The 22,271-nt window shown below is 55.7% G+C and carries 23 protein-coding genes and 1 tRNA gene; 12 read left to right on the forward strand and 12 right to left on the reverse strand.

Annotated features, from left to right (window positions below; all coding sequences use genetic code 11):
• Nucleotides 1-51 precede the first annotated feature (51 nt).
• From Q0932_RS03045 to Q0932_RS03060, 4 genes are all read left to right on the forward strand, one after another.
• The gene (locus Q0932_RS03045) at nt 52-1,332 is read left to right on the forward strand and encodes an ABC transporter substrate-binding protein (protein ID WP_299349588.1); all 1,281 of its coding nucleotides are present in this window, start codon (nt 52-54) and stop codon (nt 1,330-1,332) included.
• 72 nt (nt 1,333-1,404) lie between these two features.
• The gene (locus Q0932_RS03050) at nt 1,405-2,229 is read left to right on the forward strand and encodes an ABC transporter ATP-binding protein (RefSeq protein WP_299349590.1); all 825 of its coding nucleotides are present in this window, start codon (nt 1,405-1,407) and stop codon (nt 2,227-2,229) included.
• 132 nt (nt 2,230-2,361) lie between these two features.
• Complete coding sequence (locus tag Q0932_RS03055; protein ID WP_299349591.1) at nt 2,362-3,582, forward strand: AMP-binding protein; 1,221 nt, start codon at nt 2,362-2,364, stop codon at nt 3,580-3,582.
• 210 nt (nt 3,583-3,792) lie between these two features.
• On the forward strand, nt 3,793-4,866 hold the full coding sequence (locus tag Q0932_RS03060) for a pyridoxal-phosphate dependent enzyme (protein ID WP_299349593.1): 1,074 nt from the start codon (nt 3,793-3,795) through the stop codon (nt 4,864-4,866).
• Between the two features lie 53 nt (nt 4,867-4,919).
• Here the strand turns inward: Q0932_RS03060 and Q0932_RS03065 are convergent, their stop codons facing one another.
• From Q0932_RS03065 to Q0932_RS03080, 4 genes are all read right to left on the reverse strand, one after another.
• Nucleotides 4,920-5,399 carry a hypothetical protein gene (locus Q0932_RS03065; protein ID WP_299349595.1) on the reverse strand — a complete coding sequence of 160 codons (480 nt, stop codon included), beginning with the start codon at nt 5,397-5,399 and terminating at the stop codon, nt 4,920-4,922.
• Between the two features lie 4 nt (nt 5,400-5,403).
• Nucleotides 5,404-6,396, reverse strand: a complete 993-nt coding sequence (locus Q0932_RS03070) for a hypothetical protein (RefSeq protein ID WP_299349597.1) — start codon at nt 6,394-6,396, stop codon at nt 5,404-5,406.
• Between the two features lie 146 nt (nt 6,397-6,542).
• Entirely contained in the window at nt 6,543-6,668 is a 126-nt protein-coding gene (ykgO, locus tag Q0932_RS03075) for a type B 50S ribosomal protein L36 (RefSeq protein ID WP_008562923.1), read from the reverse strand.
• 74 nt (nt 6,669-6,742) lie between these two features.
• Nucleotides 6,743-6,817: transfer RNA gene (locus Q0932_RS03080), tRNA-Val, on the reverse strand.
• A 151-nt stretch (nt 6,818-6,968) separates the two neighbouring features.
• On the opposite strand from Q0932_RS03080, the gene Q0932_RS03085 reads away from it, so the two are divergent.
• Nucleotides 6,969-7,829, forward strand: a complete 861-nt coding sequence (locus Q0932_RS03085; protein ID WP_299349601.1) for an N-formylglutamate amidohydrolase — start codon at nt 6,969-6,971, stop codon at nt 7,827-7,829.
• Nucleotides 7,830-7,832: 3 nt separating this feature from the next.
• On the opposite strand, the gene Q0932_RS03090 is transcribed toward Q0932_RS03085, so the two are convergent.
• Complete coding sequence (locus Q0932_RS03090) at nt 7,833-9,086, reverse strand: DNA polymerase IV (RefSeq protein WP_299349603.1); 1,254 nt, start codon at nt 9,084-9,086, stop codon at nt 7,833-7,835.
• Nucleotides 9,087-9,115: 29 nt separating this feature from the next.
• Between Q0932_RS03090 and Q0932_RS20520 the strand changes: the two genes are divergently transcribed.
• Nucleotides 9,116-9,265: a hypothetical protein gene (locus Q0932_RS20520; RefSeq protein ID WP_366141375.1), complete on the forward strand. Its 150-nt coding sequence runs from the start codon at nt 9,116-9,118 to the stop codon at nt 9,263-9,265.
• Nucleotides 9,266-9,283: 18 nt separating this feature from the next.
• Nucleotides 9,284-9,553: an NUDIX domain-containing protein gene (locus tag Q0932_RS20525; RefSeq protein ID WP_366141377.1), complete on the forward strand. Its 270-nt coding sequence runs from the start codon at nt 9,284-9,286 to the stop codon at nt 9,551-9,553.
• Between the two features lie 58 nt (nt 9,554-9,611).
• On the opposite strand, the gene pyrF is transcribed toward Q0932_RS20525, so the two are convergent.
• Genes pyrF through Q0932_RS03110 form a run of 3 tightly spaced genes read right to left on the reverse strand, consistent with a single transcriptional unit; the run spans nt 9,612 to nt 11,379 of the window.
• Nucleotides 9,612-10,310: an orotidine-5'-phosphate decarboxylase gene (gene pyrF / locus Q0932_RS03100; protein WP_299349605.1), complete on the reverse strand. Its 699-nt coding sequence runs from the start codon at nt 10,308-10,310 to the stop codon at nt 9,612-9,614.
• Nucleotides 10,311-10,370: 60 nt separating this feature from the next.
• The gene (locus Q0932_RS03105; protein WP_299349607.1) at nt 10,371-11,072 is read right to left on the reverse strand and encodes a methyltransferase; all 702 of its coding nucleotides are present in this window, start codon (nt 11,070-11,072) and stop codon (nt 10,371-10,373) included.
• Nucleotides 11,073-11,112: 40 nt separating this feature from the next.
• Nucleotides 11,113-11,379 (reverse strand): hypothetical protein, encoded by a 267-nt coding sequence (locus Q0932_RS03110; protein WP_299349609.1) that lies wholly within the window; start codon nt 11,377-11,379, stop codon nt 11,113-11,115.
• 207 nt (nt 11,380-11,586) lie between these two features.
• Here Q0932_RS03110 and clpB point away from each other — a divergent pair, with 207 nt between their 5' ends.
• Nucleotides 11,587-14,202 carry an ATP-dependent chaperone ClpB gene (clpB, locus tag Q0932_RS03115; RefSeq protein WP_299349611.1) on the forward strand — a complete coding sequence of 872 codons (2,616 nt, stop codon included), beginning with the start codon at nt 11,587-11,589 and terminating at the stop codon, nt 14,200-14,202.
• A gap of 123 nt (nt 14,203-14,325) precedes the next feature.
• Here the strand turns inward: clpB and Q0932_RS03120 are convergent, their stop codons facing one another.
• Together Q0932_RS03120 and Q0932_RS03125 are read right to left on the reverse strand one after the other, a co-directional pair.
• Nucleotides 14,326-16,053 (reverse strand): tetratricopeptide repeat-containing sulfotransferase family protein, encoded by a 1,728-nt coding sequence (locus tag Q0932_RS03120; RefSeq protein ID WP_299349613.1) that lies wholly within the window; start codon nt 16,051-16,053, stop codon nt 14,326-14,328.
• A 122-nt stretch (nt 16,054-16,175) separates the two neighbouring features.
• Nucleotides 16,176-16,619 carry a DUF302 domain-containing protein gene (locus Q0932_RS03125; RefSeq protein WP_299349615.1) on the reverse strand — a complete coding sequence of 148 codons (444 nt, stop codon included), beginning with the start codon at nt 16,617-16,619 and terminating at the stop codon, nt 16,176-16,178.
• A gap of 127 nt (nt 16,620-16,746) precedes the next feature.
• Between Q0932_RS03125 and Q0932_RS03130 the strand changes: the two genes are divergently transcribed.
• On the forward strand, nt 16,747-18,240 hold the full coding sequence (locus Q0932_RS03130; protein ID WP_299349617.1) for an FMN-binding glutamate synthase family protein: 1,494 nt from the start codon (nt 16,747-16,749) through the stop codon (nt 18,238-18,240).
• 18 nt (nt 18,241-18,258) lie between these two features.
• Here Q0932_RS03130 and Q0932_RS03135 read toward each other — a convergent pair whose 3' ends face one another.
• Nucleotides 18,259-19,455, reverse strand: a complete 1,197-nt coding sequence (locus Q0932_RS03135) for a biotin/lipoyl-binding protein (protein WP_299349618.1) — start codon at nt 19,453-19,455, stop codon at nt 18,259-18,261.
• Nucleotides 19,448-19,846, reverse strand: a complete 399-nt coding sequence (locus Q0932_RS03140) for a hypothetical protein (protein WP_299349619.1) — start codon at nt 19,844-19,846, stop codon at nt 19,448-19,450. The genes Q0932_RS03135 and Q0932_RS03140 overlap by 8 nt, the downstream gene beginning before the upstream one ends.
• 192 nt (nt 19,847-20,038) lie before the next feature.
• Here Q0932_RS03140 and msrP point away from each other — a divergent pair, with 192 nt between their 5' ends.
• Genes msrP through msrQ form a run of 3 tightly spaced genes read left to right on the forward strand, consistent with a single transcriptional unit; the run spans nt 20,039 to nt 21,749 of the window.
• Nucleotides 20,039-20,944 carry a protein-methionine-sulfoxide reductase catalytic subunit MsrP gene (gene msrP, locus Q0932_RS03145; protein WP_299349621.1) on the forward strand — a complete coding sequence of 302 codons (906 nt, stop codon included), beginning with the start codon at nt 20,039-20,041 and terminating at the stop codon, nt 20,942-20,944.
• Entirely contained in the window at nt 20,944-21,150 is a 207-nt protein-coding gene (locus tag Q0932_RS03150) for a GDCCVxC domain-containing (seleno)protein (RefSeq protein ID WP_299349623.1), read from the forward strand. Before msrP ends, Q0932_RS03150 begins: the two co-directional genes overlap by 1 nt.
• 2 nt (nt 21,151-21,152) lie before the next feature.
• Nucleotides 21,153-21,749, forward strand: coding sequence for a protein-methionine-sulfoxide reductase heme-binding subunit MsrQ (gene msrQ, locus Q0932_RS03155; RefSeq protein ID WP_299349625.1), 597 nt, complete (start codon nt 21,153-21,155; stop codon nt 21,747-21,749).
• The last annotated feature ends 522 nt before the right edge of the window (nt 21,750-22,271 follow it).

Raw genomic sequence — 22,271 nt, forward strand, 5'->3', positions numbered from 1 at the left:
GGAGGAGGCCTCGACGAGTAACATCGGAAAAACCAAGGGAGGATAATACCGATGAAGAAGATTTTTGTAACTGCAGTTGCTAGCCTGATGGCCGCAGCGCCCGCGATGGCCGACCTGGTCTTCCCGTCGCTGTCATACCGGACTGGTCCTTACGCCGCGGGCGGTATTCCGTTTGCGGATGGCTATGCTGACTACTTCACGCTGCTGAACGAGCGTGACGGCGGTATCGGAGGCGTCATGACCAGATTGCTGGAATGTGAGACCGGCTATAACACCGAAAAAGGTGTTGAGTGCTACGAGTCGACCAAAGGCGAAGGTGCACTGGTGTATCAACCGCTGTCGACCGGTATCACCTATCAGCTGATCCCCAAAACCACTGCGGATGACATCCCAATGCACACCATGGGTTATGGCCGGACATCGGCCGCCAATGGTGACGTGTTCAGCCACACCTTTAACTACCCCGGTACTTACTGGAACGGCGCATCTGGCGGCATCAACTACCTGCTGGAAATCAACGGTGGTGACATCAAGGGTAAAAAAGTTGCTCTGGTTTATCACAACTCAGCCTACGGCAAGGAACCTATCCGTACCTTGGAAGAACTGCAGAAAAAGCACGGCTTTGAGCTGAGCCTTCTGCCAGTTGACCACCCAGGTCAGGAACAGAAATCGCAGTGGCTGCAAATCCGCCGCGAAAAGCCTGACTATGTGATGATGTGGGGCTGGGGCGTTATGAACCAGGTCGCCATTCAGGAAGCTGCGAACATCCGCTTCCCGATGGAAAACTTCATCGGTATCTGGTGGTCGGGTGCAGAGCATGACGTCCTGCCTGCTGGTGAAAAGTCCAACGGCTACAAGGCTCTGACCTTCCACAATGTGGGTCGTGACTTCCCAGTCTTTGCTGACATCCAGAAGTACGTTGTTGACGCCGGCAAAGCCGCAGGCGCTGGCGATCAGATCGGTAACGTTCTCTACAACCGTGGTATGTATGCAGCGATGCTTGCTGCCGAAGCCGCCAAGACTGCGCAAGGCATCCACGGCACTGCAGACATCACGCCTTCGATGATGCGTGACGGTATGGAAGCTCTGTCGATCACCGAAGAGAAAATGGCCGCTTTGGGCATGCCGAACTTTGGTCCTTCGTTCGATGTATCGTGCGAAAACCACGGTGGCCCGGGTCTCGTTGGTGTGACCCAATGGGATGCAGCTTCGCAGACCTGGTCGCTGATTTCAGACTTCAAAGAAACCGATATGGAAGTGATCAGCGCGCTGATCGAAGCCGACTCGGGTTCTTACGCGGCTGAAAACAACATCGAGTCTCAGTGTAAGTAAGACTCACGTGATCGTCCCGGCCGGTTTTTGACTGGCCGGGGCACAATCCAAGTTTCAGGAAAGACACATCTCATGCTCGACGCTGGTCCTAACGAAGAGACCCTCCTGGAGGTCAACAATATCGAGGTGATCTACAATCACGTGATCCTCGTTCTTAAGGGCGTCAGCCTGTCGGTTCCCAAAGGCGGTATCACCGCGCTTCTCGGGGGCAACGGCGCTGGCAAAACGACGACGCTCAAGGCGATTTCCAGCCTGCTGCAATCTGAGCGCGGCGATGTGACTAAAGGCACGATCGAATATCGCGGCGAGAACCTGCAAGGCCGGGATCCGGCCGATCTGGTTAAGCAGGGCGTTATTCAGGTGATGGAAGGCCGTCATTGTTTTGAACACCTGACGGTCGAAGAAAACCTTCTGACCGGCGCCTATACGCGATCTGACGGCAGCGCAAAGATCAACGAAGACCTTGAACTGGTCTATACATATTTTCCACGCCTTAAGGACCGCCGCAAATCGCAAGCGGGATACACATCTGGCGGTGAGCAACAAATGGTTGCGATGGGTCGCGCATTGATGAGCCGTCCGGAAACCATTCTGTTGGACGAACCTTCGATGGGCCTGGCGCCTCAGTTGGTCGAAGAGATTTTTGGCATCGTGAAAGATCTGAACGAGAAGGAAGGCGTGTCCTTCCTTCTGGCCGAGCAGAACACAAACGTTGCGCTGCGCTTTGCGCATTACGGGTACATCCTTGAAAACGGGCGCGTCGTGATGGATGGCCCCGCGGCGGAGCTGCGTGAAAACCCGGACGTTAAGGAGTTCTACCTTGGGGTTTCGGAAGAGGGGCGCAAGTCGTTCCGCGACGTGCGTTCGTATCGTCGTCGCAAGCGTTGGCTGAGCTAATCCAATATCTCCGGCACCAAGGGGCAGCCGGCCACCCGCAATGGTCCCTTTGAACGGCTTGAACAGTCGGCATGCCGGTTGTTCACAAGGGAGATGTGCCTGCGCGCACGCGACAATAAAGAGGACGGCCAGATGAGCCAGTTTTACGATGATCTCGAGACCCGCTCGCCAGAGCAGCGCGCAAGTGACATTGCTCAGGCATTGCCAAAACAACTGGAACGCGCCAAGGCCCTGCCGGGGTACGCTGATGCTTTGGCCGACGTCGATCCTGCGAGCATCACCTCGGTTGCCGATCTCGCAGCACTCCCTGTCCTTCGAAAATCTGAACTCAGTAAGGCGCAAGCAGCAAACGCCCCGCTTGGGGGTTATGCCGATCTGACCCGGCCTGGGATTGTACACGTTTTTCAATCCCCCGGTCCAATCTATGAACCCGGTGGGCAAGATGGGGATTGGTGGCGCTCAGGCCGAGGCATGTTCGCCGCTGGAATTCGGAGCGATGATATCGTGCAGAACTGCTTTTCCTATCACCTGACGCCTGCTGGTATGATGTTTGAGTGCGGCGCTCGCGCCATCGGTGCAAAGGTCCTGCCTGCGGGCACTGGGCAAACCGAACTGCAAGCCCGCGCCGCGCATGACATTGGCGTCACCGCTTATGTCGGCACGCCTGACTATCTCAAGATCATCCTCGACAAAGCCGATGAGATGGGCATCAAGCTCAACATCACCAAGGCCCATGTGGGTGGTGGTGCGCTTTTCCCATCCTTGCGTCAGGAGTACGCGGATCGCGGCATCCAATGCCTGCAGGGCTATGGCACCGCAGATCTTGGTAACGTTGCATACGAGTCCAACGCAATGGAAGGCATGATTGTCGACGAAGGCGTTCTGATCGAAATCGTTACACCCGGAACTGGCAATCCCGTGGCGCCGGGCGAGGTTGGTGAGGTGGTTGTAACCTCTTTGAACCCCGACTATCCGTTGATCCGATTTGCCACTGGTGATCTCTCTGCCGTGATGGAGGGCACCTCGCCTTGTGGACGCACCAACATGCGCATCAAGGGATGGATGGGCCGCGCGGATCAAACTGCCAAGATCAAAGGCATGTTCGTGCGCCCCGAACAGGTTGCCGACCTTGTGGCTAAACATGATGAGATCCAAAAGGCCCGCGTTACGGTCACCCGCGATGGGGAGATGGACGCAATGGCAGTCCAGATCGAAGCAACGGGTGGGGATTTCGATGCCTATGCCAAGTCAGTCTCGGAAACGCTAAAGTTGCGTGGGATGATTGAGGTTGTGGCCCCCGGAAGCCTGCCCAAAGACGGGCTCGTTATCGACGACCAGCGCAGCTACGACTGACCAGATAGGCGGCTCATGCGAGCCGCTTGAGTTGGCTAAACTGTTGACCAAGGGTCGAATGGAAGCTGGGATGGTGTTCCAGTTGGTGGAATTTTGTCGTGATTTTTTCCCTATGGGATGTGTCAGGTCTAGTATTTTCGGGAAATCGTTGTTTGGTTGGTCGCGCGAGAGAGAAAGTGCGCCCCTAAGGGATTCCAGAAGGATAGACCAATGACGATCAGACAAACACAAGGACGTGGTCAACGCTACGATAGCGTCTTGGATACAGTCGGCGACACACCGACGATCCGTATCAACCGAATTGCTCCAGAACATGTGAATGTCTTTGTGAAGTTTGAGGCGTTCAACCCCGCCGGATCGGTCAAGGATCGGCTGGCCCTTAACATCATCGAAGCAGCCGAGCGAGATGGCCGCCTAAAACCGGGTCAAACGGTGGTCGAGGCCACGTCAGGTAACACTGGTATCGGTCTTGCGATGGTCTGTGCCGCAAAGGGATATCCTCTGGTCATCACCATGTCCGAGGCCTTCTCGGTCGAGCGTCGTCGCCTGATGCGGTTTCTCGGCGCCAAAGTTGTGCTGACGCCCAAAGGTGAAAAAGGTTTCGGGATGTACTCCAAAGCGCTTGAGCTGGCGGAAAAGAACGGGTGGTTCCTCGCCAGCCAATTTGAAACGGCTGACAATGCGGATATTCATGAGCATACAACCGCGCGTGAAATCCTTGGTGATTTTGCCGGTGAAAGCCTCGACTACCTGGTGACCGGGTATGGCACCGGCGGCACTGTTGCTGGCGTGGGGCGTGTGCTGCGCGCCGAGAGCCCCGACACCAAGATTATTCTGGCCGAACCGGCCAACGCCGCTCTGGTCTCATCAGGCTATATCAACACTCGCAACGCCAATAACCAAGCGACTGAAAGTCACCCGTCCTTTGAACCGCACCCAATTCAGGGCTGGACGCCAGACTTTATCCCTCACGTGCTGCAAGAGGCACTGGATAAGGGTTTCACAGATGGTCTCATTAAGGTTCCCGGACCCGATGGCATCGCTTGGTCACGCCGTTTGGCTTCTGAGGAAGGTATCTTTACAGGAATTTCAGCCGGAGCCACTTTTGCCGCGGCCATGGACGTTGCCAAGGATGCTGCCGAAGGGTCCAATATCCTCGTCATGTTGCCAGATACTGGCGAGCGCTATCTCTCAACCCCGCTGTTTGACGGCATCCCAGAGGGGATGAGCGACGAAGAGGTGGAGATTTCGCAGTCTACACCGGGTTTCCAGATGGAAGCCTAGGCCCCGCTCAAAGATCAAGGCGTAGGGCAGGGGGTTCCCTGCCTTTCCTCTGCCTAAAAGGAAAACCCGCCATGAGTGCCTGCGGTGGCCACCACCACGGTGATAAGGCTGATTGTTAGCAACACCCAATGCATGCGTTGAATGATGCGAAAGGTTTGTTCTGGCTTGCTCTTTGCGCATTCATTGAACCAACGATGTAGGAACAGGGGTTCGGCGATGAACAGCATCACGGTAAAAACAGCCCAAACCGCCACCATCAGATGCATCCAAAAGTTCGACGGCACCAGAAACCGGAACCACATATCCCAGACATAGATCATGTAGAGCCCGCTCAGCCCCACCAATACAGTGGCCCAACGGGCGATGGACGCAAACCGTCCTTCGACGTCTTCAAAAAAGGCGACGCGGTCCTCGGGAGATTTCATTCGCTTGACCGCTGGCAGCAGAACCAGCGTCACAAAGGCCACGCCGCCGATCCAAACGACCACGCCCAGCACATGAAGCGCGCGTGCAATGCTTACGTCGTCTGGCATGAGATCACCGATGATCCAGCAAAATGGCGTCTAAGAGGCGCGTGTGATGCGTGCTTTCGGTAAAAAACGTTCTGTTTTCTTTTGCTTGCGAGCAGCGTGATCCAACGATGTTGCCGACCCAGAAGGTATACTCCTTTTGCTCAAACCTGCCGTTGAGCGTTTCTTCGAAATACTCGACCCAGAACTCCGCGTTCTCTCTGTTGGCGTTCCTCAGGTCCACCGTGACCGCAGTCGCGCCTCCAGACGCACCGCCATACGTGTAGCAATGCCCCATCTTGAGGCCATTTTGGCCGCCTGCCAGGTTGCAAACGTCATAGGTCATGACCTTACCGTTTTGCCCCCGTCCACTGTCCCGGCTGAACCCGGCCATGGTTGCAAAGGCGCCAGGAAACTCATCCTGATCCAGCAAGTCGCTGTAGTCCGCCGGGGCATTCAAAAGAGGTTTGATTTGTCGGTAGGAGATCGGGTCGTCAAGTTTGCCAATGAAATAGTCGCCCCGGTCGGTTTCTGCGAAAAAAATCTCTTCAAGACGGCGCTTCACAACTTCTCCGGTCTGTGAGGTAAAGATGACGGCAGTGTTTTCCTCGCGAAAATCCCAGTCGTAAACCGTGTCACTTTCCCAATGCTTGCCGGAAGTCGTGGCGCGCAATGCGTCAATATATGAGCTTTCCTTCCTGTTGAACCCGCTGACCCACTGGACGACACAATGACCCGCGCCGACGATAATTTGACCGTCCCCTCCGACCGTGTCGCTGACCAGAGAGACCGAGCAGATCTCGAATTCTTTCTCGTCGCCTTGATCCAATTGCCATTGGGGGTTTTTGACATGGACAAACTTCCCGACCGCTTCCAGCCACTGAGGTGACGACGCGGAACGCACATGCCGGTCGTCGCCGTAGTTCTCCATCAAGAGCTCTTCATCCGTGTAACCGGGGCAGCCCGCATGTGCGGCCCCTACGACGAGCAACGACAGGATGGTGACTAAGGTCTTTTTCATGGAGGTCTCTTGGTTGTGACTTGGTGGCAAGTCTAAGGGCATTCTCGGAATAAGCTAAGGCAAAAAGACGTCGCCGTGTACGCCATTCCAAAAAGCAAAAAGCCGCCCAGAAGGCGGCCTTTCATCGTAACGCTATGCGTCGGGGTTTAGCCCTGACGTGCCTTGAAGCGGCGTTGCGTCTTGTTGATCACGTAGACGCGGCCTTTGCGACGTACCACGCGGCAATCACGGTGCCGGTTCTTCAGCGAGCGGAGCGAGTTCTTGACTTTCATCGTCCTCTCCTTTCGGTCGTGGCGCGCGAGCGCCGGGTTAACGGGCGCCCCGAAAACGGGGCAGTGAATAATCATGGTGGGCGATACAAGGATCGAACTTGTGACCCCTTCGATGTCAACGAAGTGCTCTACCGCTGAGCTAATCGCCCACTCTGGCCTGCCCGATCACACCTCCCCAAACAAAAGGGGGCGCGAATGACCGCGCCGGTAGCGGCGTCTATAAAAGGAGTCGGCGCGGGGTTCAAGACCTTTCGACAAGGTAATTTTTTGCGCTACACTCATCCTTGAATTGGAGAGCAGATGCCCAAGCAAGCCTATAGCCTGTTGCGACCGGAATGTCAGACATCTTCCGTGGTTTTCGCCTCGCCGCACAGCGGTTGCGACTACCCGGAGTGGTTCCTGCGACGCACATTGCTGAACGCGCAGACGATTCGCTCGTCCGAGGATGCCTATGTGGACAAGCTGTTCGCGGCGGCACCAGAATTTGGCGCGCCGTTTCTCGTCGCCGAAGCGCCCAGAGCCTTTCTGGATCTCAACCGCGCCGCTGATGAACTGGACCCGGCCTTGATCCGTGGCGTGAGGCGCCCGGTGAACAATCCGAGGGTGGCCTCGGGGCTGGGTGTGATTCCCCGCGTGGTGGCACATGGGCGGCCAATTTATCATGGCAAGATGGCTCTGGACGAGGCCAACCGCAGGATTGATGCCTATTGGCGCCCCTATCACGCACGCCTGCAGTCGCTGTTGGACGAGACCCGTGCCGGTTTTGGGCGCGCGATTCTGATTGATTGCCATTCCATGCCACATGAAGCGCTCGATACGATGGTGCGCGCCGGGGCCAAGCGTCCCGAGGTGGTTCTGGGTGACAGGTTTGGGGCCAGCGCTGAGACCGATATCGTGGATGAGATCGAGGCGGCCTTTGCCAGTGCCGGGTTTGAGGTGTCGCGCAATGCGCCTTTTGCCGGGGCTTATGTCACCCAGCATTACGGCCGTCCTGCGCGCAAACAGCATGCGATCCAGATTGAGATCGACCGCTCCCTCTATATGAACGAAGACACGATCGAACCACGCTCTGATTTCGAAGCAGTCCGCGCGCGACTCGCGTCGGTAATCCGCGACATCATCGCGATTGGAATGCCTCGCCAAAGCCTCGCTGCCGAATAAACCCTACCGCATCGCGCGTCCTTTGAGGATCGCGTCCGACCCAAAGCGTTCCCGGATCGCGTCTGTTGCGCGTTCCGCTTCGCGACGTTTGGCGGCTTGTGGGTCCAAAAGGTCCGCTGACAAATCCGCGTTTTCTTCCGTGACTAGGTCCGACAAGCCAACGCCGATTAGTCGATAGGGGCCCTGATTACCAACTTGATCAAACAGGCCGCGGGCTGTGCTGTACAAGGTATCCGCCATTTGTGTTGCATCTCGCAACGCCACCCGACGTGAAATCAAGCTGTGGTTTGCGCGTTTCAGTTTTAACGTCACAACCCGCCCGGCTTTGCGCTGGGCTTTGGCCCGGTCCGATACTTTTTCCGAAAGACGCCAGAGGTGGCCATCCAGAATGTCCGAATTGCCGGTATCCTCAAAAAACGTCGTTTCATTGCTGATGGATTTGATCGGTGTATGGGCCGAAACGCGACGTTTGTCCTGCCCTCGTGCGAGGTGCCAAAGGCGATACCCCATCGACCCAAACCGCGCCGTGAGATCCTCTTGATCCCATCGCAACAGGTCAGCAAAGGTATGAATGCCGGCTTTGTCCAAAGTCTCCTGCGCCACGGGCCCGATGCCCCAGATCAACCGCACAGGTTTGTCGTGAAGAAACTCGGCGGTTTCCGCTTTGCCGATGACGCTGAAACCTCGCGGTTTTTCAAGGTCTGAGGCCACCTTGGCAAGAAACTTGTTATGGCTCAGGCCAATTGAGCCCGTCAGCCCCAACTCATCCTTCATGCGTTTGACCAGCCGCGCCAACATCACCGCAGGTGGGCGCCCGTGCAGCTTTTTGGTGCCCGTCAGGTCCATAAAGGCCTCGTCCAGCGACAAGGGTTCCACATCTGGCGTCAACTCATCCATCATCTTGCGAATTTCACGGCTGATCTCGACATAGAGCGACATGCGGGGCTTGATGACCACGGCGTCCGGGCAGAGCTTTAGTGCCTGAAACATCGGCATGGCCGAGCGCACGCCGCGAATCCGCGCGACGTAGCAAGCCGTTGAAACCACACCTCGCCGTCCACCGCCAATGATGACCGGCTTGTCGCGTATCTCGGGGTCATCGCGCTTTTCGACGCTGGCGTAAAACGCATCGCAGTCCATATGTGCGATAGACAGATCAAACAGCTCAGGATGCCGTGATATACGCAACGACCCACAGCCGGGACAGCGCGCCTCGGTTTTGAATTGGGTCAGGCAATCACGACACAGCGCTGGCATTTGGGCCCTCGATACGGGATGGTTCAGGTATGAGTGTAACATTTGACAGGCAGGACGACACTGACTTTCACGGGGCAAAACTGGCACTTTTTGTCAGGAGCCGTTTGGTGACCATCCTACGCGATGACAAGCCGGATATCCCCTGGCCTGCCCACTGGGACCTGCCAGGTGGTGGGTGAGAAGGTAATGAAACTGGCCTGCAATGCGCGTTGCGCGAAACCCGCGAAGAAGTGGGGCTTAGCGTTCATGAAACTGCAGTTTGCTGGGGACGTCTATACCAGCACAAAGGCCATGCGTTTTGGTTCTTTGTCGCGCATCTCCCGGAGGAAGTCGCCTCTGAGATCCGCCTTGGCGATGAGGGGCAGCGCTATGAGTTGATTGCTCCGCACGACTATCTCACCCGTCACAAGGCTATTCCCCAATTTCAGCAACGCCTGGCAGATTACCTCGCCAGCCAGTCACCTTAGCCTCTTCATTTTGGTAAAAATACTTCTAGGGTTTGGGGGCAGAGCCCCCATGCGGTCTTTAGAGTGCTGCCAGTTCCGCCACAATCGACTCGGCCGCCGTTCGTGGGTTTTGCGCCTGCCAGACAGGGCGGCCGACCACGATATGGTCCGCACCATCTGAAATGGCGCTGGCGGGTGTCGCTACTCGTTTCTGGTCACCCAATGCAGCGCCTGTCGGGCGCACGCCGGGCGTTACGATCAAGCGCCCTGCGCTCTCGGGTAGCGCGCGGATCATTGCCGCCTCTTGCGGCGAAGCAATGACACCGTCGGCGCCGGCCTCAAAGGCTTTGCCCGCACGTTCCTGTACCAGATCCTTGATCTCACCGGGCTTGATCAGCGCGCCGTCCAGATCAGCGCGATCCAACGAGGTCAGGATAGTGACGCCGAGGATTTTCAGATCCTTGCCTGCCGCACCTTCTTTGGCTGCTTTCACAACATATGGGTCTCCATGCACGGTCAGGAAATCCAGATCGAACTGTGCCAACCCATGCACCGCCGCTTCAACGGTTGCACCGATATCAAACAGTTTCATATCCAAAAAGATACGCTTGCCACGCTCGCCCTTCAGCTCATTGGCCAGCGCCAGCCCGCCACCGGTTAGCATCCCCAGACCAATCTTGTAGAACGACACCGCGTCGCCAAGGGTTTCGGCCAGCTTCAGCCCTTCTAGGGCATTGGGCACGTCAAGGGCGACGATCAGGCGGTCATCTGCGGTCATATCATTCTCCGGGGCTGAAATCTGTCGCGTTCTAACGGTCAGGGCCTCGCGCGACAACCCTTAGCGGGTGCCATAGATCCACTCCATGTCCGGTTTTTCGGTGCAATACATATGCACCCAGATATAGGCGTGCTGGAACAGCGCCAGGACCAGAGCATTCCAACTGTTGAACATCAACGCAATTCCCCAAAGTCCGCCAAAGACGATCCCGTACATGGCGTTGTCGGTGAATTTGAACATTCCTTCGCGCACCATTGGCATGGCTGCGATCTCATCGCGGAAATGATCGCCACCAACGGCGCGGCGGATGGTGAAATGTTTGAGAACCGAGTGCATCGTGACAATTGCTAATGCGACCAAGAACGCCCCGACGATCCACTGCACGGCTGGTGGCAAGCCAATCGGAACCGTGTCGGCCCAGCCTGTCATAATCACGGTGATGGGGCGCAGTACTAAAAAAGGTATGAATAGCAGGGTCCAGCGCCGAATGTCGTCATCCCCAAGCAGCCGCGAGACGAGATTAAGATGCAATTGAGTGCGGAACACGAAGGCCACGATGACCTGATGGGCAATTGCCAGTGCAATCGACAACACCGCCCATTGGCGTGCGTCCAGCCACAACAGACCGGATCCTTCTACCGGGGGTATCAGAAAATAAAGTGCGCCAGCAGTCAGCAAGACCGCGAACGCAAGATGTTGCGGCTGACCTTCTACAAGGTCACGCCACGTCGACCGGGCGCGGATATCAGATAGATGAGACATGGCCCGACTCTGCGCTGCGGGCCTGCCTCTGTCCAGATGCTTATGCCTGGGCGCCTTCCGGCAAAATTCCCGGCTGGAATTCCAAAACAGCACGACCTGCGCGGAACTCTGGCATTCGCTTAAGCTGTCGCAGGGCGTCACGCATCAGGGCGACTTTGCGTTTGAAGGTCGCCGCTGCTGGCGCCTCGCGCAGGTCGCACACAACCTGTATCTGACGTTCGTACGAGAGAAAGGCGACGCTGGCTTGCGCGCGCTCTGGGGTCTCTTCTGACGGAATTTCCGTTATTTCTATAGCATTTACGTACATGTGATTCCCGATCTGTTGGTGTCGGTATTGCTCGATGCTCAAAAACTACCGGGACTTTGTGGCTTTTTTTGCGCAAAACAGCGGTCATTTTTGATCTCGATCCTTGAACGTCGTCGGTTCAATTGCCACATTTGGTCCGAGGCCCAAACCACGGTGTGCCGCCTAGCGGGCACCATTTGAAACGGGCGCTTATAGAAGGAGAAGACGATGGACTTATCGAAGTTCACGGAGCGGTCGCGCGGTTTCATTCAAGCTGCACAGACGATCGCCATGCGGGAAAACCATCAACGGTTGGTCCCGGAACATTTGTTGAAAGCCCTGATGGACGATGAGCAAGGCCTAGCCGCCAATCTCATCACTCGTGCCGGTGGCGCGCCCGAACGCGTGCGCGAAGCCATCGAAGTTGCGATGGCAAAAATCCCGCAAGTCAGCGGCGATACTGGCCAGCCCTATCTTGAGAACACCACCGCCAAAGTCTTGGGGGAAGCTGAAAAACTGGCCAAGAAAGCTGGCGATAGCTTTGTTCCTGTAGAACGTATCCTGATGGCCTTGGTGATGGTGAAATCCAAAGCCAAGGACGCGCTTGAGGCGGGTGCGGTGAATGCACAAGCGCTGAATGCCGCGATCAATGATATCCGTAAAGGACGTACTGCGGACTCTGCGAGCGCCGAAGAAGGTTATGATGCGCTTAAGAAATACGCGCGTGATCTGACCGAAGCGGCCGCTGAAGGCAAAATCGACCCCATTATCGGCCGAGACGATGAAATTCGTCGGGCCATGCAGGTTCTGTCGCGCCGGACCAAGAATAACCCTGTCCTGATCGGTGAGCCCGGCGTCGGTAAAACTGCGATTGCCGAAGGCATGGCCCTGCGTATCGTCAATGGCGACGTGCCAGAATCCCTGAAAAACAAGAAACTGCTCGCCCTCGACATGGGTGCGCTGATTGCTGGCGCGAAGTACCGCGGTGAATTCGAAGAACGGCTCAAGGCGGTTCTGACCGAAGTCACCGAGGCCGCTGGTGAAATCATCCTTTTTATCGACGAGATGCACACTCTTGTAGGCGCGGGTAAATCCGAAGGCGCGATGGATGCCGCGAACCTCATCAAGCCGGCGCTTGCGCGCGGGGAGCTGCACTGTATCGGTGCGACCACGCTGGATGAATACCGCAAGTACGTGGAAAAAGACGCCGCTCTGGCCCGTCGGTTCCAGCCGGTGATTATCGAAGAACCCACGGTTGAGGACACCATCTCAATCCTGCGTGGGATCAAAGAGAAATACGAACTCCACCACGGTGTGCGTATCTCGGATTCTGCGCTGGTAGCGGCCTCGACTCTGTCGCAACGCTATATCACCGATCGTTTCTTGCCGGACAAGGCCATTGACCTCGTGGATGAGGCCGCGTCGCGTTTGCGGATGGAAGTGGATTCCAAGCCCGAAGAGCTTGATGCACTCGACCGCCAGATCCTGCAATTGCAGATCGAAGAAGAGGCGCTGAAACTCGAGGACGATCAGGCCTCCAAGGACCGTCTGGAAACCCTGCAGAAGGACCTTGCTGACCTGCAGGACAAGTCTTCGGAAATGACGGCCGCGTGGCAGGCCGGCCGGGACAAACTGGCTTCGGCCCGCGACCTCAAAGAGCACCTCGATCAGGCCCGTGCTGAGTTGGAAATCGCCAAACGCGAAGGCAATCTGGCCAAGGCTGGGGAACTCTCCTACGGCGTTATCCCTGAGCTTGAGAAAAAGCTGGAAGAAGCCGAACAGGCTGGGTCCGAGATGGCCATCGAAGAGGCTGTGCGCCCGGAACAGATCGCGCTCGTGGTCGAACGCTGGACCGGTATCCCGACCTCGAAAATGCTCGAAGGTGAGCGCGAGAAACTGCTTCGGATGGAAGATGACCTGCACGCTCGTGTCATCGGCCAAAACTCAGCTGTCACAGCGCTTTCGAACGCCGTCCGCCGTGCGCGTGCAGGCTTGAATGATGAGAACCGCCCGCTGGGGTCGTTCCTGTTTCTCGGGCCAACGGGTGTGGGTAAAACCGAGTTGACCAAGGCTGTGGCTGAGTTCCTGTTTGACGACGATAATGCGATGGTCCGCATCGACATGTCCGAGTTCATGGAGAAACACGCCGTCGCCCGTCTGATCGGCGCGCCTCCGGGTTATGTTGGCTACGACGAAGGTGGGGTTCTCACCGAAGCCGTGCGGCGTCGTCCCTATCAGGTGGTGCTGTTTGACGAGGTCGAAAAGGCGCACCCGGATGTCTTCAACGTGCTATTGCAGGTTTTGGACGATGGCGTGCTGACCGATGGTCAAGGCCGCACTGTCGACTTCAAGCAGACGCTGATCATCCTGACGTCGAACCTAGGGTCACAGGCGTTGAGCCAATTGCCCGAAGGTGCGGATGCCGCAGACGCCCGTCGCGACGTGATGGACGCTGTGCGTGCCCACTTCCGACCCGAGTTCCTGAACCGTCTGGACGAGACGATCATCTTCGACCGTCTTGCCCGCGCGGACATGGACGGCATCGTCGACATCCAACTCGCCCGCCTGCGCAAACGGCTGGCAGGTCGCAAGATCGAGATCACGCTGGATGAAGATGCCAAGAAGTGGCTGGCTGATGAAGGCTATGACCCTGTCTTTGGTGCGCGCCCCCTGAAGCGCGTGATCCAACGCGCGCTGCAAAACCCTCTAGCAGAGGGGCTGTTGTCAGGCGACATCAAGGACGGCGACATCGTCCCCGTCACCGCAGGCGCCGAAGGGTTGATTATCGGTGACCGGGTGGGCAGCTCGGACAATCCCAAACCAGATGATGCCGTCGTGCATTGATCGAAAGAAATTGAAGACACGAGAAAGCCCCGGGCCAAAGCCTGGGGCTTTTTTGTTCGGTTGATCTTCGTTTCAGACTTGCCTTGTTAAGCCGCGCGGTTGGTCTCCCAAAACCGCCTGAGTTCAGAAGATCTTTGGAAGCAAATCTGGATACCTTTGCCACCGCTTTATGCTGTCCTGATTGATGCCTTTGCGAGCCTGCACGCTGCTGACAGTCCTGATGGAGCCTTCATTCTCTTCAGGCCGGAGCATAGCGTCATCAAAGGAAACACCACAATAAGCCGAGACTGTTTTTAAGCTGTCCTCGGAGGCGCTCACAAGGTCTTCGTAGTTCAGTTCCAAAAACTCGACGCCCAGCTCTTTCCATTCTGAAACAGTCTGATCGAACGACTGTATGCGGTGCTGAATCCCAGCCTCTTCAAACGAGAAATTCTGTCCGGCGTCGTTGAAATAGTTCTCGAACAGAGACAGTGCCAAATCCTTGGGATCGCGTCGCAAAAGGATAATTTTTGCTTCGGGGAAGGTTTTTCTGATCCATCCAAGGTGCATGTAGTTCACGGGCATCTTATCGACGCTGTACTCCGTGCTGCCAGCAAAGGTTTGATACTTGGCATAGTCCGCACGCAGCTGTGACAGGCTTTCCGCAGAGGCTGTTTTCAAATTGCCTTCGACGCTGAAGAACCGGTTGAGCAAGGCTACTTCACCCAAGCCTGCCACATGCGGCGACATCGAAATCATGCGCTCCAAAAGTGTGGTGCCCGAACGGGGCAATCCAACAATGAAAATGGGTACGGCGGGCAGAGCCGGTGATGACGCAGGCGCGACATCAGAGTCCTGATAGCTTTGTCTGGACCGTGCGTGTGACTGTGAATCACCCCGAGCGTCATAAGGGCGAAGCTTTGACACATACTTATTGGCGCGTTTCAGTGTTTTTACGAAAGTGGCGTCATCGCCGCGACGCTTTGCAATGGCGGACAGCGCAAATTCCATCTGGGCCAACTGTGCTGGCGCACGGGTTCTTTTCATGCGCAGTTGAACCTGTTGTTCAAGGGTGTCGAGGTCCCCTTTCGAGATAATATCAGCGAGCTGCCGCAAGGCGTCATCCGCAAACTCCGTGTCCATCGTGACGAGTTGTGTGAGCAGAGTTTCTGCGCCTTTGAAATCTCCATTTTCCCGCCGACGAATAGCAAGGTTTTCAATCACCGCGGGAGATTTGGGGGCCATGGAATAAGCTTGTTCAGTGATCTCCAAGGCCCGTGAAGGTTGGTTTGTGTAGGCATAGAACCGGCCAAGGTTGATCAGGGACAGAACATGATCTGGGTGGTCTTTGAGCAGCGTCTCTAAGGCTTCAATGGCTTGCAGAAGGTTCCCGCAGTCAGACAGCAAAAGACCTTGTTGAAGATGTAAGTCCGACGATTCTGGAAACTCTGCCAGTGCCGCCTCAACCGCGCTGAGAGCACCCGCCAGATCGCCGACTGCTTGATGCGCATTCACTCGTGCCTGTGCTACGCGAACCTCGTCTGGAAAGCGCTTCTTTGCGCGACCAACGACATCTAGTGCAAAGTCCAGACGTCCGGTTTCGGCCGAAAGCTGTGCGAGGTTTAGATAGGCATCAGGGTCAGGCGTACCGAGTTTAATGGCATTGGCAAAATGGGCTCTGGCTTCGGATCTTTTGCCATTTGCGATCAGTGCGAGTCCGGCCACAAATTGCACGCGTTCACTATTGGGATGTGCCTTGAGCGCAGCGCGGGCTTCTTTCCAGGCTTTGCCGGGATTGGTCGACAGCAATTGGTAGACCGCTGACGCGCGGGCAAGATCAGAGTTCGGCAGTTCATTGGGCATCGGTCTCATGCCGACCATTCATAGCCGTTAGGTGAGCGATTCCAACCGATTTCTTGAAAGGTGTGCAAGCGTAGGTTTGAAGGCTCGGAAATGATGTCCCGAGCCTTGGATTGTGCGGCTGGACGACCGACTTACTCGCTGATGGCCTCTTTGACGATTTCATCCAGCATCATCTGAACTTCTTGCATCGGACCTTCGGGCATCACCCGATAGCCAATGGTGGTTTTGCCTTCTTCTCCGGGCATCTGCATCACGAAGATACCATAGGGGCAAAACTGCAGGTTCATCGGGTCCGCTTCCATCACTTTGCGAGAGATTGCCGCTGAGCAGAATGAGTAGACTTCGGCGCGATCAAAGATTGTCACGTCTGATCCGACATCTTCCTTGGTACGCTCAAGCATGGCGCCGACATGGCTGACCGCGTCAATAACAAGGCCTCTGTCAGTGATCGCGCTCTCAAGACCAAAGGTGACGTCATCAAACTCCTGATCCACGGAATAGGTCACCGAAGTGTCAGCGACAGCGGCAATGGCCGTCGTAAGAGCTAGGCCAGCAGCCAAAAAGAAGTGTTTCATATCTATCCTCTCGAAAACTTGGCCGCATCGTGACTTGCGACAGGAAACAACAGGGGTCAGTCTAGACATCAAGCCGCAAGCAACCTTGATGCAGGTCAACGAAAGGTTAATACATATGAATATGTCAATGGAAACTGCCCTAAGCGTCGTTGATTTTTTGGGTGTCCTGTTTGTCGCCGCGATTGGAATTTTAACCATTGTCGCGGCCGTTCTGTTCATTGTTGATCGCTGGCAGACCGGGGATGCGATCCGAAGGAACTATCCATTGATCGGTCGTTTCCGGCATCTCTTTAGCGAGCTTGGCGAATTCTTCCGCCAATACTTTTTTGCGATGGACCGCGAAGAACTGCCGTTCAACCGCGCGCAAAGAGAGTGGGTGGACCGCGCCAGTGCGGGCAAGAGCAATACAGTTGCCTTTGGGTCGACCAGAAACCTGAACGTCGTCGGCACCCCCATTTTCGTGAATGACCCTTTTCCTCCACTGGATGATCAGTTTGCCGCTGCGCAACCTTTGTTGATAGGCCCAACAGCCAGAATGCCCTATGAGGCCCCATCGTTCTTTAATATCTCCGGCATGAGTTATGGCGCCTTGTCCAAACCGGCAATTCAGGCCTTGTCGCATGGTGCGAAAAAGGCAGGCATTTGGCTGAACACGGGCGAAGGAGGTGTGTCGCCGTTTCACCTCGAAAGCGGGTGTGACCTTATCTATCAGATCGGAACCGCCAAGTTCGGTGTGCGGGACGAAGCAGGCAATCTTAGCGATGAGAAACTTCGCGAGGTTGCGGCTAAAGAACAGATCAAGATGTTCGAGTTGAAAATGGCCCAAGGGGCGAAGCCGGGCAAAGGTGGTATTCTGCCTGGCGAAAAAGTCACCGAAGAGATTGCCGCGATCCGTGGTTTGCAAGTTGGTCAGGATGGGATCTCTCCGAACCGCCATAAAGAGATCGACAATTTCGACCACCTTCTGGATATGTTGGCCCATATCCGCGAAGTGACGGGCAAACCCGTAGGAATCAAGACAGTTGTCGGGGCGGAAGAGGCCATCCGTGAATTATTTGAGACGATTGACCGCCGCGGCCCGGACCAAGCACCGGACTTTATCACCATTGATGGGGGCGAAGGCGGCACTGGCGCGGCTCCGATGCCTTTGATTGACCTTGTCGGTATGCCGGTTCGAGAAGCGCTTCCGTTGCTGGTGGACCTTCGCGATGAGTTCCGTCTGAACGACCGCATTCGCATTATCTCTAGCGCCAAACTGGTGAATCCCGGTGACGTGGCTTGGGCTTTGGCGGCGGGTGCGGACTTTGTCGTTTCCGCGCGGGGCTTCATGTTCTCTCTGGGCTGTATCCAAGCGTTGAAATGCGACAAGAACACCTGTCCGACGGGCATCACCACGCATGATCCTCGGTTTCAAAAGGGATTGGTGGCAGAACAGAAATACAAACGCGTTGCCAACTATGCGAAATCCATCGTCAACGAAGTTGAGACCATTTCTCATTCGGTTGGTGTTAGCGAGCCACGCCAGTTGCGCCGCCGTCACGTCCGGCTGGTGCAACCGAACGGGCGTTCTGTTCCTATGAACAAGATATTCCCAAGCTATAACGCGCCCGGCGGGTCCTGATAGCCGGATCGCGGCGGCTCAGTGCCCGCTACCACCCAACAAACCAATTCCCGACAGGATTGAGCCAAACACTTTGAGGCGCAATCCGGCGGCCTTGATCATGCCCGTTGCTGCCACCACGTGGCCGAAGAATCCGTCAATATTGTCAGTGTAGGCCTGAACGATGCAGCCCGTGCCATCAATCAGCATGTCCTCATGCTCTTTATAGACCGGATTAAGCAATACCATCAGAGTGCCCCTTTGCGTCGCACCTCCCATGTCCAGCAAGCGTGAATCTGGCTGAACTTGTCCGGTCGCAATAGCAGGTTGGACTGAATATACATGTGCCGGCATGACCGAGTTGCGGAACAACAGGTTGGCATTGCTCTCACATGCGATCTCGGCGGGCATCCCCGGATAAATCGTGTCACCCGCAACCTGGCTGAACCCTGCGGCAACACGAACGGGTATCTCGGTATCGCGGTCTGGAATGATAATCATCGCAGGACGTAAGACCAGTGTTGTGGCAGGACTGCCGACGTTGAGGGATAGTTGAGTGACCTCACCGCCAGTCAAACTGTGGACCTCAGTGAAGTCGAGGGCGGTTTGCGCAGAAGCAACTGCAGCTTCTGCCGCCTTGATTCTGGCCGGAAGACTTTCACTGATCTCAATCCGGGCAAGGTCGAGTTGTGCTTCGGCGGCGCGCAGTTCGGCCTGTGTTGCAGCGACCTCGGCTTGCAAGTCGAGTACATTGTCGGCAGTGCCTGCGCCACGTTGCAAGAGCGTTTGCGCATCTTTCAGATCGTCGTCCAACCGTTTTAAGTCAGTATTTGCTTCTTCGACTGCGGACTGGGCAACAATTTCGTTGTCCCTGGCAATAGCTTCCTCGGAATCCAACAGATTGAGCTGAGCTTGGGCCTCCGCAAGAGCGGCTCTTTGAGCACTATTCTCAATTCGAAACAGCAGATCGCCTACTTCTACCCGCTGTCCGTTTTCCACTGCGATTTCGGTGACAGGCCCCGAGGTTTGAGCCACAACAGAAACAGTTCGAAACGGCACGACGCCCGCATAGGTTTTAGGGTGGAAGTAAAAGATCGTCATGAACAGAGCGAACGCCATCATGGCCCACAGGAACACGGCAGTTTTCATGTTCCAGACGGTCATGGACTCGCCGCGCCGTTTTAGCAGGTAATACTGAATGACGGCCGGGAATGAGGTGACCATAAGCTCAAACATCTTTGGTCTCCTCGCTTGCGTCCGAGAGATCGTCGGATTCAAGTTCTGGTACGTCTATGTGCACCGCGGATTTATCAAAGTTCAGGTGGAAGCGTGACCAGTCTGACATGAGAGCAATTAGGATTGCACTGAGCGGCAATAGTATATGGAAATGCCCGAGCGGAAAAAGCTCGTACAATAATGCGATGGCAAGCAACGTTGGGATGGTTTTTGCCAGCGGTGTGCCTTGCGACTTGTGTTCGGCCCAGCGGTCAAATGCGGCGTAGAGGTAGACAAGTCCATAAAGCGCCCCGACAAGGATCACGATTGCCACGACGGCAAAGAAGTCTCCTTCACCCGGTGGGACAAACCAATTCGGAGCCGAGTGCTCGGCGCTATGTTCTGTACTCATCAATAATCTCGCGTTCAATGTCCTGTCCAATACGGCCACTGTAACCGGGATTTGCAAGCGGATTAAGTGGGTAGTTGGATACTACTCAAAGGAAAAGTTTCAACGCGACCACGGCTTCGTGAGTCTTTGTGGTTTGGCCGTAGCGATTTGGGAGGTTAGATCGAAGAAAACCGACATGAACAGGAGAGCGGCATGGCCAAACGATGGACCAATGATCTGACCCACACCGATGTAACCCCGCAAAGCGTTTACCTTAACCGCCGGCAAATCATCGGCGGTCTTGCTGGGGTTGGGCTGGCCGGTGCTTTGGGCTCAAGCGCCAAGGCCGCTGGGGATCTTGTTCCCAATGACTGGGACACAATCACCTCGTACAATAATTTCTATGAGTTCGGCACTGGTAAAGATGACCCTAAACGGTTTGCACACAAGCTGACGACGGACCCGTGGTCGATCAAGATTGACGGCATGGTCGACAATCCCGGTGACTATGCCTTGGGTGACATCCTGTCGAAGATGACGATCGAAGAACGCATCTACCGATTCCGCTGTGTTGAGGCATGGTCTATGATTGTGCCTTGGAACGGATTCGAGCTGGCTGATCTATTGCAAATGGCGGGTGTAAAGGAAGGCGCAAAACACGTGGCCTTTGAAACCCTTGTGCGCCCCGAAGAGATGATCGGTCAAAAACGCCCGGTATTGCCTTGGCCATATGTCGAAGGTCTGCGCCTGGACGAGGCCATGCATCCGTTGACCCTGATGGCGACAGGTATCTATGGTAAGACGATTCCTAATCAAAACGGCGCGCCCATACGATTGGTCGTGCCGTGGAAGTATGGGTTTAAGTCGATCAAGTCGATTGTGCGCATCACCTTGACGGACCAAGAGCCGCCGACCACGTGGAACACGGCGATTGGCAGTGAGTATGGATTCTACAGTAATGTGAACCCGACCGTTGATCACCCGCGCTGGTCGCAAGCCTCAGAGCGTGTCATCGGCGGCGGCCTGTTTGCCGAACGCCAGCCAACGCTGATGTTTAATGGCTACGAAGATCAGGTTGCCAAGCTTTATGATGGCATGGACTTGAGAAAGAACTATTGATGGCTGAAACCCGAAGCACACTCACATGCCCAGAATGCGGACACAGCGAAACCCATGATATGCCAACGGATGCGTGTCAGTGGTTTCTGGAGTGTCCGTCGTGCAATGTGATTCTGAAACCTAGAGAGGGGGATTGCTGCGTCTTCTGCTCGTATGGAACCGTGCCTTGTCCCCCAATTCAAGACGGCGAAAGCTGCTGCGCCTAGATATGGATTATATCAACAGCTTTTTGAGGAAGACGCCGACATGGCCGCTCTATGTTTTGGGCGCCATCTATCCTGCGTGGCTTCTCTGGCAGGGGGTGAATGGTTGGCTTGGCGTTGATCCGGTCAAAGTGATGGAGCATGCGCTGGGTGAGCGTGGGCTTCAGTTGTTGATTCTGACGCTTGCGATCACTCCGCTGCGACGGCATCTAGGGCTCAACCTGTTCAAGTTCCGGCGCGCCATCGGATTGCTGACATTCTTATACATCTTCTTGCACTTGCTGGTTTGGCTGGTTCTGGATGTTCAGATTCTTGCGCAAATCTGGGCCGACATCCTAAAGCGCCCCTATATCACCATTGGTATGGTGGGATTCGTCCTAATGGTGCCGCTGGCACTGACGTCCAACAATCTGTCCGTGCGTCGGCTGGGGCCGCGCTGGCGCTCTCTGCATAAAGCCACCTATGCCGTGGCAATCCTTGGAGCCGTGCATTTTGTTATGCTGGCCAAAGGGTTTCAGATCGAACCGCTCGTTTATCTCGGCGTAATCCTTGGTCTGTTGCTGATGCGGTTGAAACCCCGTCGGCGCATGGCTCGGACCTGACACCCCAAAGCGGGCAGGGGCGCAACCCCGACTCGCCCTTGCTGCCGATTCCATCCCAAACTGCGCTGCCTATGGCCATTTTGCTTGTCTGCTGTGGGAAGTTCTGTGGATAAATGCTGCAACTGCATATCTTGCGTGACTGCGCGCGCAATTTTGTTTCGTTTGCGCCATCATTTTTGAAACTGACTTTAGGTAACTAACGGAAAAACAATGGAAAATCTGGAAAAATTAAAAAAGATGCGATTTTCGAAAAAAAGGGGTTGCGGCTATCTGCGAGTAACCTTAGAACCCCCTTCACCGGCAGCGCAGAGATGCACTAACGGGGCGCCAGACGGGCCAGACAGACGCGACAACGCAGACGGACGGAAACGAGACGCAGACAACATCTGAGGCATTTGAGGCGGGGCGCGCCAGCAAGTTAGGGCGCATCCGGTTGATATTGTCTCGACGCTATTTGACATTGTTATACAACTGAAGAGATATGTGGGCGGTTTGGTTCATTTCGATGAACAAACAACTGCA

Source organism: uncultured Shimia sp. (genome assembly GCF_947498095.1).
Classification (GTDB): Bacteria; Pseudomonadota; Alphaproteobacteria; order Rhodobacterales; family Rhodobacteraceae; genus Shimia.